The organism is Gemmatimonadota bacterium (assembly GCA_026705765.1).
In the GTDB taxonomy this organism is placed as follows: domain Bacteria; phylum Latescibacterota; class UBA2968; order UBA2968; family UBA2968; genus VXRD01.
Map to the genome: position 1 here is coordinate 54,016 of JAPPAB010000054.1, position 12,130 is coordinate 66,145.

The window sequence follows — 12,130 nt, forward strand, 5'->3', positions numbered from 1 at the left end:
AGGTTGAGGTGGCGATGATGCAAAAGCGCGTGCTCATTGTGGGGGGTGGAGTGATTGGGCTGGCGATTGGCTGGCGGTTGGCGCGTGCGGGGTGTGCGGTGGCTCTGTTTGATCGGGATCGCGTTGGATATTCCGCGAGCTGGGCTTCGGCGGGTATGTTGTCGCCGCTGTCAGAGGTGCAATTCGAAGAGGAAGACCTGTTGCATCTCGGTTTGAAGGGGCTGGCGGTTTATCCCGAATTTGTCGGTGAATTGGAGGCTGACACCGGGTGTTGTGTGGGCTATCGCCGCGATGGGGTGCTGCTGGTGGGCATTACGCAAGACGATCTGGAGTACTTAAAATTTCGGTATCGCTATCAGCGCGATCTGGCGTTGTCTGTTACCTATCTCTCGGGTGATGAGGCCCGGGAACGAGAGCCTCATTTGTCGGCTCAGGTGAGCGCTGCTGTGTGGTGTCCGGGCGATCATCAAGTGGATAATCGGCGTCTGGTGGCGGCGTTGAAGAAGGGACTTGTGGCTGCAGGTGGCGAGGTTTTTGAAGAGATGGGAGTAGATGCGCTTTTGATAGATGGGACGCGGGTGCGCGGGGTGCGGGTTGGCGAAGAAATTTTTGAGGGCGATACCGTGGTGTTGGCTTCGGGATGCTGGTCGCGTCTGATACCGGGTTTGCCCGATTGTGCCAGGCCTCCGGTGCGACCCGTGCGCGGGCAGATTATGCGCCTATCTATGACGGAGGACTTCGCGCTCAATACAATGGTCTGGTATTCGCGGGTGGCGACTTCTACGGTGGCGTATCTCGTGCCCAAGGACAATGGGCATCTCGTTTTGGGGGCTACGTCAGAAGAGATGGGATTTGATGAAGATGTGACCGCGGGAGGGATGTTTGAGCTGTTGCGCGCCGCGTGGGAGGTGGTGCCGGGGGTTTACGATTTGCCTCTGGTCGAGTCTGCGGCGGGATTGCGTCCAGGTAGCCGGGATGACGCACCTATTTTGGGCAAGACGCCTATTGAGGGTTTAATTATGGCAACTGGTCATTATCGGAAAGGTATTTTGCTGGCACCGTTGACTGCGCTATCTATTGCCGAATTGATTTTGGAGCGGCGTACCCTGGCACTTATCAGGCCTTTTGGAATTGACCGATTTGGATAAACCGATGCAACTTACAGTAAATGGCCAAGAGCAATCAGTGGATGAGGCGTCAACGCTGCTTGATTTGCTGATTGAGATGAATTTTAACGCCGAACAAAAGGGTATTGCCGTGGCTGTAAATGCGGAGGTTATCGCGCGGGCGATGTGGGCAGATACGCGGTTGTGCAATGGCGACAGGGTGGATATTATTCATGCGGTTCAGGGGGGATAGTGGGAATAACTGTGAGGATATTATGACTGGCGATTTTAAAATAGCAGGCGTAACATATCGTTCACGGCTGTTGATAGGCACTGCGCGTTATCCCAATATGCAGGTGATGCTGAAGTCCGTTGAAGCCAGTGGCGCAGAGATTGTAACGGTGGGCATTCGGCGGCTCAATGTGAATGACGAATCTGGCGAGGGTGTTCTCAATTTGATCGATCGATCGCGATACACTATTTTGCCAAATACAGCCGGGTGTTTTACAGCTCAAGACGCGGTGCTTACTGCGCGATTGGCCCGAGAAGCGCTGAAAACCGATCTGATTAAGTTAGAGGTGATTGGCGATGAGCGCACTTTGTTTCCGGATGTGGTGGGGTTGCTCCAGGCTACCGAGACTCTGGTGAATGACGGGTTTACTGTGTTGCCCTATTGCAATGATGATCCGATTACCTGTAAGAAGTTGGAAGATTTGGGGTGTGCCGCAGTGATGCCTTTGGGTGCGCCCATTGGTTCGGGAATGGGGATTCGCAATCCGTACAATATTCAGATTATTCTGAATTCGGTCAATGTGCCGGTGATTGTCGATGCGGGGGTGGGGACCGCATCGGACGCTGCTTTGGCGATGGAATTGGGTTGCGATGGCGTGTTGTTGAATACAGCAGTGGCAGGTGCTCGGCATCCGGTGAAGATGGCGATGGCAATGAAGAAGGGCGTTGAAGCCGGGCGGTTGGCTTTTGAAGCCGGGCGGATTCCCAGAAAGCTGTACGCGACGGCTTCGACAGCGATGGAAGGACGGGTGGAAATTTGAATTTATTGCCACCCCTCTATCTGATTGCTGACCGGGCAACGTGCGGTGATCGACCAATGCTGGATGTGCTCGCGCGTGCGCTGGATGCCGGGGTGCGGCTGGTGCAGTTGCGGGAAAAAGCACTGGATAGAGATGCATTAGAGGCTCTGGCTGAGCGGGTGTTGTCGTTGACAGCGCGTTATGATGCGATGTTGTTGATTAATTCAGTAGCAGATATTGCCGTGAAGATCGGCGCGCAAGGTGTGCATTTGCCAGGTAGTGCATTGCCGAGGGCGGTCCGAGATCGGGTCGGGCCGTCATTTTTAATCGGCTATTCCACGCATACCCATGCAGAATTAGATTGCGCTGATGGGGCAGATTTTGTGACTTATAGCCCCATTTTTACACCGGGGTCCAAACCCGGGTATGATGGTGTGGTAGCTGGGTTGGCGGGGTTGGCAAATGCGGTGATGTATTCTCGCTTACCCGTTTACGCGCTGGGTGGAATTACACCTTCTCGTGCGGCCAAATGTCGCACGACGGGATGTGCGGGCGTTGCGGTGATGTCGGGTATTTTGGCAGCGAGAGATCCGGCCAGGGCGGTATGCGAATTTTTGAAGGCATGGGAATGAAACAAGCGCTGACAATTGCAGGTTCGGATTCCGGTGGTGGCGCAGGCATTCAGGCGGATTTGAAGACATTTCACGCCCATGGCGTGTTTGGTCTGTCTGCGATTACATCGGTTACGGCTCAAAATACGCGAGAGGTGCGTGCGGCTTGTGATTTGTCCGAAGAGATTGTCCGCGCTCAGATAAGTGCCGTGTTTGACGATTTTGAGATTGCTGCGGTGAAGACGGGGATGTTGTCTTTGCGTGCGATTGTAGAGGTTGTGGCCGATGAGTTGGCAACTCGCAATGGGCAACCGCTCGTGGTCGATCCGGTGATGATTTCGACGAGTGGGTTTCCGTTGCTCAAGGATGATGCCATACAATGCGTTACGGACCGTTTGTTGCCGCTGGCTACATTGGCGACGCCGAATTGCCATGAAGCGGAATTGTTGACTGATAAAAAAATAAAAACGCGAGAGGATGCCGGTTTTGCAGCGCGTAAAATTGCCGATTTGGGTGCGTGTGCCGTGCTGGTAAAGGGGGGGCATTTGGAGGGTGCTGCGGTGGATGTGTTGTGGGATGGGGCGTGTGAAACGATTTTTGAGCGTGAACGCATTGATACCGGAAATACACATGGGACGGGTTGTACACTGGCATCGGCGATAGCGGCTAATTTTGCGTTGGGATACGGGTTGTGCGACGCGATAGATAGAGCAAAAAATTATGTTACAGAAGCTATCCGGCATGGTCTGGATATTGGCAAAGGTAGTGGTCCTACAAATCATTTTTATTTTTTAGACTGTACTGAACGCTGAGTACGGGCGGGTTTGAAACCCGCCCCTTCTAATATGAAAAAAATTGGCAGACTTCACGTCATAACCGATGTTGTTTTGCAAGATCGCTTTTCACACGTAGCGCTGGCACAAATGGCTGTTGCCGGGGGAGCGGATACCATTCAGTTTCGACAAAAAGAAGGTTCGACGCGCGCGTTGATTGAGACGGCTATTGCCGTGAAGAATGCGTGTGGCGATGTGCCTTTGATTGTGAATGATCGGGTTGATGTGGCGATTGCTGCAGAGGCCGATGGAGTGCATTTGGGTCAAGATGATTTTCCCATTGAAAAAGCGCGCGATCTGCTTGGGGAAGATGCGGTGATTGGCGGGACGGCAAAGACGCTTTCACAGGCGAGGCAGTGTATTGCCGAAGGTGCGGATTACATCGGTTTTGGGCCGATTTATGCAACGGGTTCAAAAGCCGATGCGGGCCTGGTGAAAGGTCTGGAGGGCTTGCGCGAGATGGTCAGTGGGGTCAATGTTCCTGTTATTGCTATTGGGGGTATTGGAATAGAAAATGCTGGCGAAGTGATGCGCGCAGGGGCGCTGGGTATTGCGGTGATTTCAGCCGTGTGTTGTCAACCCGATCCCACCGAGGCTACCCAAAGGCTGGTGGATCAATTATAGGTGCGATTTTGTCTAAAAGCCATTTGATTATTCACACGCTAATTCTGGTCCCGATTTTTGCGGGATGTCAGCAGAGCGAACAGGTGACGGTTTCGGGTGCGGTTGCAAAGCCGGGGACTTATGTATATCAGCCCGATAAATCGGCGAACAGTTATCTCGAAGGTGCCGGCGGCATGACGGAAGAGGCACTTCTCGATAGTGTATATCTGGTTCGCGGTTTGGTTGACTCTTCTGGCAAAGAGATAATCAAGAGTGTGACGATTCCCCTGTCGGATTATCCAGAAGTTTTGCCCAGTGATGAGATTAAAGTGCCAGTTCGCGTTTATGACGTGCGATTGGATACGGTTCGCGTTTTGCGCAATGTCCGATTGGTTCATGAGAATCGGATTTTCAAAATTCCCTCTGGTGCCCTGGTGTCTGGGTGGACAGAGCGCGGCGTGCTGGTCGCGTTGTTACTTGGGCGCGGAAAAGTTTACGAGATGGCTGATACTGCAAAGGCAGTATGGGCTTTTCATTACTTATACGTTCATTTGCACCCCGATGAATACGGCCGTCTAAGGGGGTTTGCGGGAGATGTGGTTGACAGTTTGGAGGCTCTGGAAGATGCACACGCCATCCATACACGCACCATAAAGCAGTTGGATTATGTACGCCCTGGAGGGTTACAGCTTCCAGACACGGGTTATTGGCGCGTGTTGCTGGGGATTTTGCTAACGCCCAGGAGTGCATCTTTTCCGGGTAGTGGATTGCGCCGGCGTCGCTTTGAGGATGGGCGTGTGTGGACAACTTTTCCCAATGGACGACAGCGTTGGCAGTATCCCGATGGGCGGGTGGAGGTGACATTTCCCGGGGGCGCGAAAGAAATCCGGTTTCCCGATGGACGGGTTGTATCTGGCTATGAACAGCAAGTATCTCGCTTGAAAGATGAGTCGATGGTTCGCAATGGTGTAGCTGGCCGCGCGATGGAGGAACGCACTTCGGAAAGGGCGACGGGGATTTCGGCAGAGGTAATACCCGATGGCACTACGGTAACCCGCCAAAAAGGGGGAAATGAGCCTGCCATTCAGCCCGATGGGTATAGGATTGTGAAAGGGGTGGATGGTTCAACTCGGGAAACATTTTCCGATGGGCGAATTTTGCATCGCAGCGGAACCGGGTATCAAGTGGAGATTTTGCCCGATGGACGAGAGATCGAGAGTAATCGATTTGGACAAAAAATCACCTCGTGGCCCGATGGTCGAAAAGAAGTGCGAATGCCGGCCGCATACAGTTATCCCGGTCCGTTGCGAACAGATCTCGCGGTGGTCAATCCGCTTCCAGATTCGGTTGGTGTAGGTGAAGAACTGACGGTTACAGGGCAGTTACATAGCGAGGTGGAAGATATATCTATCTCGGCCTTTCTCGCGCCCGATGGCAATGTGATCAAAGGGGCTGTGCGAAGGCGGGGGCGGCGGTTTCAGGCGCGGTTTCGGTTTGGGGAGGTGGGACACTGTCGCGTACAGGTTCAGGTTGTCCTGCCCAAAGCACGCACCTTTACGGTTTCTCATCAGGCTGTGGTTGTTGGCAATCCCGAGAAGTTAGAAGATGAAGTTTTGACAATAGCCCCTTATCCGGGCGATGAGGGGGCTGAACGATTTTTGATTGATCAAATTAATGCGGCGCGAAGGCGGATTGGATGTCAGGCTGTACTTCCACATCCCAATTTGATGCATGTGGCGCGCATCCGCCTCGAGGAAATGTTGGCTTTGGGTGAGGTATCCCACTTTTCTTTATCGGGATTGGATGTGACGTGGCATGTAACCACCCGACGCTTGCCATTTTTCCAGGTGAGCGAAAATGTGGCAAACGGATATTTTGTCGAAACGATGCAGGCAGGTTGGATGTTAAGTGCGGGCCATCGTTCAAATATATTGGCGAGACACTGGACACATGTGGGGGTAGCTGTGGCAAAAGATAGGGGCATGGTGTGGGGCGTTCAGGTGTTTGCACGGCAATAAAAGCGAGGTTTGATGTGAATAAAAAACAGGCCGATGTGCCCGATTTGCTTCAGATTGAAGGCGGGTTAAATCCAGGTGTGTCGCGGGAGGTGTCGCAACAAACCAGCGTTCCCGAAGCTCATGTCTATGGCGTGGGTAGTTTTTTTGATTTGTTGACTGATGTGGATAAAAAAGTGCGGGTATGCACGGGTTTGTCGTGTCGCATGGCGGGTGCAGATCAGGTGCTGCAGGCGATGGAAGATGCGGGTCTGCCAGCGATGGGGTGTTCATGTCTGGCAGCTTGTGATCGTCCGCCTGCGGTGTTGCGAGACCGCGATGTGTTGCCCGCTGTATCGGTCGAGGATGTGGTGCGGGCAGATGGCGATTGGACGCGGCTCCTGCCAGAGATAGTGTCCAGTGGCAAAAGCTGGTTGGGACATGTGGGACCAGAGGTGGATGATCCAGATACTATGGCGATTAATTTGTTGGGTCAGGCCGATTGGTCGGGCAAAGCGTTTGCTAAGGCCGCGAAGATGCGTCCCGAAGAAATTATCGAAGAAATAGAGATGTCGGGGCTGCAGGGCCGCGGTGGCGCGGGTTTTTCTGCGTCTTTTAAGTGGAATGCCGTGTGCTCAGAAAAAGAGACCACGCGTTATGTGGTCTTAAATGGCGACGAGAGTGAGCCTGGTACATTTAAGGACCGCGAAATTTTGATGCGTCGTCCCGATCTGGTTGTTGAGGGATTGGCGATTGCGGCTTATACAATCGGGGCGAGAGATGTCTATTTGTACTTGCGGGGCGAGTTCGCTTTTCCAAAGGCTGTGATGGCAAAAGCTGTTGCGAAGTTTGAATCGCATAATATATTTCCCGATATCCGTTTTCACATGCACTCGGGGCAGGGGGCGTATATTTGCGGCGAGGAGACGGCGCTTTTAGAGGCTTTGGAGGGCAAGCGCGGGATGCCGCGTTTGCGCCCACCCTATCCCACAGAATACGGCCTGTGGGGAAAACCCACACTTATTCACAATGTGGAAACGATTGCGTGCGTGCCTTCGATTATTTCTAACGGCGGCGATTGGTTTCGCAATTTGGGGCGCACAGAGGCAGGGTCAAAAGTGTATTGTATTAGCGGGCATGTCAAATGCCCCGGTGTTTATGAGTTGCCATTGGGTGTGACTTTAGATGAGTTGGTCGAAGAGGCCGGCGGATATGTTGGGACTCCGAAAGCGTTTAGCCCCGGAGGGGCGAGTTCGGGTTTTTTGCCGGCTAAATACAGAGATCAGCCATTGGATTTTAAGACAATGGATGGGTTGGGTTCGCTGCTCGGCTCGGCCGGTGTTGTTGTGTTGAACGACACGGTGGATATGAAATGGTCAGTTAGTCAGCAGTTGAGATTTTTTCACGATGAAAGCTGCGGGCAATGCGCCCCCTGTCGCATTGGCACGCGGTATTTACACGAGGCACTGGAAAATCGCATTTGCAATCGAGAACAGGGCCACAAACCTCACTTGCAACACGCAGCAGATGTGGCGTGGCAGATGCGTGAGGGTTCGATATGTGGTCTTGGGCAAATTGCTGCTCTCCCCCTGACGAGTGCCCAAAAATTCTTCCCCGAGGAGTTTGATGAGTAAATTGATATTGAACGGACAGACGATATGCTTTGCCGAAGGGGAAACCCTGCTGGATATTGCATCTCGTCATGGGTTGGAAATTCCGACCCTGTGTCACGATCCGCGTTTAGAACCCGCGGGTGCGTGTCGCTCTTGTCTTGTGGAAGTTGCCGGTGAGCGTTTGATGACGCCGGCCTGTGCGCGCATCGCACAAGATGGTATGGAGGTGACGACTGAGAATGAGCGCATTGATCGGCACCGCCAAACCCTGATGGCTTTGTATATGACCGATCATCCACACGAGCGCGAAGTATCGGAAGTGGGTTCCCCAGATTTATTACTGGATATGGCTGCCGAGTTCGATGCGCCGATGGATTGGGGCTGGATGGAGCCGATGCGGGGAGATCGAGAGGATCGCAATCCCTATGTCGATTTTAATCCCGATACCTGTATTGCGTGTGCGCGATGCGTGCGCTATTGCGAGGAAATAGAAGGTGTTTCGGCTATTACCCTTGCGGGTAGAGGGTCGCATACGACGATTTCTACGGTGGATGAAAAATCTCTGCTGGATACGACGTGCGAGTTGTGCGGTGGATGTATCGATGTGTGTCCAACCGGCGCAATGAATGAAAAATTGCCACTTATGCGCGGGCAAAAACCCGAGCGCGAACTGGTGAAGGTGCGGTCAACCTGCAATTTTTGTGGGGTGGGTTGTCAGCTCGATCTCAATGTGGATTCAGAAGGACGAGATGGTCAGGGACAGATTGTAAAGGTGACGAGTCCACCGCCAGGCACGACGACCAATGACGGCAATTTGTGTGTCAAGGGACGTTTTGCCTATGATTTTGTCCACCACAAAGACCGGTTGACGCAGCCACTTGTGCGGGGTGAGGATGGTGTACTGCGTCCAACTACATGGGACGATGCACTCCAAAAAGCAGCGGATGGGTTGTTGGGCGTTGCGGAGCGACACGGTGTAGATGCCCTGGGTTTTGTGAGTTCGTCGCGGTGTACGATGGAGGAAAATTTTCTCGTTCAGAAGATAGCGCGCGCACTGTTTCGGGCAAATCACGTCCATCAGTGCGCGGCTACGTGACACGCGCCAACTGTGGCCGGTCTGGTCGAAACATTTGGTGCGGGTGCTATGACGAATTCAATTGGCGAGATACGCGATGTTGATTTTTTGTTTGTGATTGGCAGCAATACGAGCGAGGCACATCCGATTATTGCTATGGAAATGAAGCGCGCGATTCGCAAAGGCGCGACCCTCGTTGTCGCCGATCCCCGGGCGATATGGATGACGTCTATTGCGGAAAAGTATTTGCAACTCAATCCCGGTACAGATGTGTGGTTGCTCAATGCCATGGCTCATGTCATTGTGGCAGAGGATTTGATTGACCGCGAGTTTATCGAGAATCAGACGGAAAATTTTGAGCAGGTTAAGGAAGCCGTTGCGTCTTATACACCCGAAAAGGCGGAAGAGATAACGGGTATTTCGGCAGATGATATTCGCTGGACTGCGCGGCAGTATGCTACGACGGAAAAAGCGGGTATATACTATACGCTGGGTATTACGGAACACGCACACGGTACGGATAATGTGTATGCGCTTGCCAATCTGGTTTTGATGACGGGGCATCTGGGCAAGCCGTCGATGGGGATGAATCCCCTGCGCGGACAGAACAATGTGCAGGGTGCAAATGATGCAGGTGCCACGCCGATGTTTTATCCGGGTTATCAGCGCGTGGATGATCCCGAGGTGCGGGCAAAGTACGAAAAGTCATGGGGTGTTCCACTGTCTCCGGTGCCGGGTCTGAATCTCAATGAGATGATGAAGACGGTGGGGGAACAGATGCGCGGCTTTTTTGTGATGGGTGAAGATATTGTATTATCCGAGCCAAATGTTCTCGAGCTGGAAAAGGGTTTGAATAATGTCGATTTTATCGTGATGCAGGATGCGTTTATGAACGAGACGGCGCGTTTTGCCGATGTGATTTTGCCCGCAGCCGTGTTTGCCGAGAAGGAGGGTACGTTTACCAATTCAGAGCGCCGCATTCAGAGGGTTCGCAAAGCGGTTGAACCTCCTGGGCAAGCGCTTCCAGATTGGGAGATTCTGGTGATGCTGGCGAATAAGATGGGCGCGAATTGGTCGTACAAAGATCCGGCAGAAGTGTATGCCGAGATGGTTAAAGACGTTCCTCAATTTGCCGGTATCAGTCACGAGAAGTTGGAGAAGATAGATCGCACAGCAGGAGAAGAGAGCATAGCGGGATTACAGTGGCCGTGTCCCGATGCGGATCATTCGGGTACAAAATTTTTACACGAAGATGGCATTTTGCGCGGCAAGGGGTTGTTTATGCCCGTGCATTATATCCCGCCGGCAGAATTGCCAGATGAAGATTACGGTCTTTTTCTTTCTACGGGACGCACGCTATATCACTACAATGCCGCAACGCAGACGCGCCGAGAGTCTGGACTCGATGCAAAACAGTCCGAGGCTTTTGTGGAGTTGCACCCGAGCGATGCGCGGAAGCGGGGTGTTCATCACGGGGATATGGTGGAGGTGGCGACGCGGCGCGGGCGTGTGCAGTTGCGGGCTATTTTGTCGCGGCAAGTGCGGCCGGGGTGTATCTGGATGCCGTTGCATTTTGCCGAGGCGCGCGCCAATGTGCTGACGAATGATGTGGGCGATGCAGTGACGGGAACAGCCGAGTATAAGGTTTGTGCGGCGGAGGTGCGATTGGTTGAGTCGATGCCCGATAATGAAACGTTCTTTCCGGGGAGTTATTACTACGAAGAGGGACCGGGGTTGCAGCGCGTGGGTGATTGAGTTTGGATTAAAAAAAAGCCGCGAGCATAACTCGCGGCTTTTTTTAGTAGGCTAACGCCTCTCGCCCGAATCGCTCGGCGGCCTCAAGGGTCTCGCGCACATCGTCCCATGTTGTGTTGTGGTTGGCGATGCACAGCCGGAGTGAAAATTTTCCATGCAGAAGCGTCGAGGATATAAAGGCTTTGTCTTCCCAAAAGATGCGGGCGAGTATTGTTTTGTTGATCTCTGCGAGTTCTTCCTCGTCAATAGCGGTAGCAGCGGGGATGATCCGGAAGCCTACGACCCCCAGAGACGCGGGGGTCAGCATCTCCAGTATCTGGCTCTCCCGTACATACTCTTCCGCCCGAACGGCCAGTTCCATTCCCTTTGCTATGGCCCGCCGAAATGCGGCCATTCCGAAGGTCTGGACGGACATCCAGACTTTAAGCGCGCGTACTGATCGGCTCAGTTGCAGGCCGCGATCCGAGAAGTTCGGGTGGTTCGCACCCCATATTGTGTCCTGGAGAATATCGTGATGAACGCCGAAGGCGTTTTCAAGCGTACTCAGGTCCTTCACCAGCAGGCAACCAGCCTCATAAGGTTGGAAGAACCATTTGTGCGCATCCAGCCCGATGGAATCTGCCCGCTCGATCCCGCGCAAGAGTTCCTTGCCCTGTTCGGTCACGATAGCGAAGCCGCCGTATGCAGCGTCAACGTGTAGCCATATTCCTTCTGCCTCACAGTAGTCTGCCATGGCTTCGAGTGGATCGATAGTCCCGGTACTGCTCGTTCCGGCATTGGCGCATATTGCAATGGGGTTGAATCCCGCTGCGCGGTCATCGGCTACAGCCTGTGCGAGTGCTTCCATGTCCAGGCGGAAGAGGTCGTCGCTCGGTATCAGGCGTATGCACTCTGGACGAATGCCGATGATCCTGGCTGCGCGGATGTGCGCGCTATGGCTCTGGTCGTTCATATAGACGGTCGCACGTTTGGGGTGGCCCGCTGCTTCTCGCGCTGCGACAAAGGCGTCGAGGCTGGCCGCCGAGCCTCCGCTTGTGAAAAGCCCACCCGCGCTTTCTGGATAGCCGAGCCATTGCCGCAACCAATCAATGACGACCAGTTCGAGTTGACTCGGACCGCTCCCGACCAGCCAGGTGCATGCATTGACGTTGTATCCGGCGGCCATGAAATCGGCCAGCACGCCGGGCCAGGTGGGTGACGATGGGATAAACGCGAAGCAACGCGGGTGGTCCAGTCGCATCGCAATTGGGAGGATCTCGCGTGCGGCCTGCTCAATGACTTCCTCTGGGGACCGTCCAGCTTCGGGTGGATCCTTCAAGAGTTGTTTCTCCAGTCCCTGCCTGAATTCTCCATCCCAGGCATTTTCTCCGGGCAAGGTCTCAGTTCGCGTCACCAAAAGCTCCGCGGCTTTGTGCGCGAGTTCAAGCATGAGTTCGGGTGCCATCTGGAGGCTGTTGCCCGCCTCGTCTGAAAGTTCTCCTTTTGTCTTAGATTGTCTTTCCATATTCC

10 protein-coding genes and 1 pseudogene are annotated in these 12,130 nt (G+C 53.6%); 10 read left to right on the forward strand and 1 reads right to left on the reverse strand.

The window, feature by feature from the left end:
• The first annotated feature begins 14 nt into the window (after window positions 1-14).
• The 10 genes and pseudogenes from thiO to OXH16_06705 all read left to right on the forward strand — a co-directional run bounded on the left by thiO (window position 15) and on the right by OXH16_06705 (window position 10,621).
• Window positions 15-1,148, forward strand: coding sequence for a glycine oxidase ThiO (gene thiO / locus OXH16_06660; protein MCY3681059.1), 1,134 nt, complete (start codon window positions 15-17; stop codon window positions 1,146-1,148).
• A gap of 4 nt (window positions 1,149-1,152) precedes the next feature.
• A complete protein-coding gene (gene thiS / locus OXH16_06665) occupies window positions 1,153-1,359 on the forward strand; it encodes a sulfur carrier protein ThiS (GenBank protein MCY3681060.1) in 207 nt (68 codons plus the stop codon).
• Between the two features lie 22 nt (window positions 1,360-1,381).
• The gene (locus tag OXH16_06670) at window positions 1,382-2,158 is read left to right on the forward strand and encodes a thiazole synthase (GenBank protein MCY3681061.1); all 777 of its coding nucleotides are present in this window, start codon (window positions 1,382-1,384) and stop codon (window positions 2,156-2,158) included.
• Complete coding sequence (locus tag OXH16_06675) at window positions 2,155-2,769, forward strand: thiamine phosphate synthase (protein ID MCY3681062.1); 615 nt, start codon at window positions 2,155-2,157, stop codon at window positions 2,767-2,769. Before OXH16_06670 ends, OXH16_06675 begins: the two co-directional genes overlap by 4 nt.
• Complete coding sequence (gene thiD, locus OXH16_06680; protein ID MCY3681063.1) at window positions 2,766-3,560, forward strand: bifunctional hydroxymethylpyrimidine kinase/phosphomethylpyrimidine kinase; 795 nt, start codon at window positions 2,766-2,768, stop codon at window positions 3,558-3,560. The genes OXH16_06675 and thiD overlap by 4 nt, the downstream gene beginning before the upstream one ends.
• A gap of 33 nt (window positions 3,561-3,593) precedes the next feature.
• Entirely contained in the window at window positions 3,594-4,205 is a 612-nt protein-coding gene (thiE, locus tag OXH16_06685; protein ID MCY3681064.1) for a thiamine phosphate synthase, read from the forward strand.
• 8 nt (window positions 4,206-4,213) lie between these two features.
• Window positions 4,214-6,202, forward strand: coding sequence for an SLBB domain-containing protein (locus OXH16_06690; GenBank protein MCY3681065.1), 1,989 nt, complete (start codon window positions 4,214-4,216; stop codon window positions 6,200-6,202).
• A gap of 14 nt (window positions 6,203-6,216) precedes the next feature.
• The gene (locus OXH16_06695) at window positions 6,217-7,812 is read left to right on the forward strand and encodes an SLBB domain-containing protein (protein ID MCY3681066.1); all 1,596 of its coding nucleotides are present in this window, start codon (window positions 6,217-6,219) and stop codon (window positions 7,810-7,812) included.
• A pseudogene (locus tag OXH16_06700) lies at window positions 7,805-9,913 on the forward strand (molybdopterin-dependent oxidoreductase). Before OXH16_06695 ends, OXH16_06700 begins: the two are co-directional and overlap by 8 nt.
• Before the next feature lie 234 nt (window positions 9,914-10,147).
• Window positions 10,148-10,621 (forward strand): hypothetical protein, encoded by a 474-nt coding sequence (locus tag OXH16_06705; GenBank protein MCY3681067.1) that lies wholly within the window; start codon window positions 10,148-10,150, stop codon window positions 10,619-10,621.
• A gap of 43 nt (window positions 10,622-10,664) precedes the next feature.
• Here OXH16_06705 and OXH16_06710 read toward each other — a convergent pair whose 3' ends face one another.
• Window positions 10,665-12,125: an aminotransferase class I/II-fold pyridoxal phosphate-dependent enzyme gene (locus OXH16_06710; GenBank protein MCY3681068.1), complete on the reverse strand. Its 1,461-nt coding sequence runs from the start codon at window positions 12,123-12,125 to the stop codon at window positions 10,665-10,667.
• Window positions 12,126-12,130: the final 5 nt, after the last annotated feature.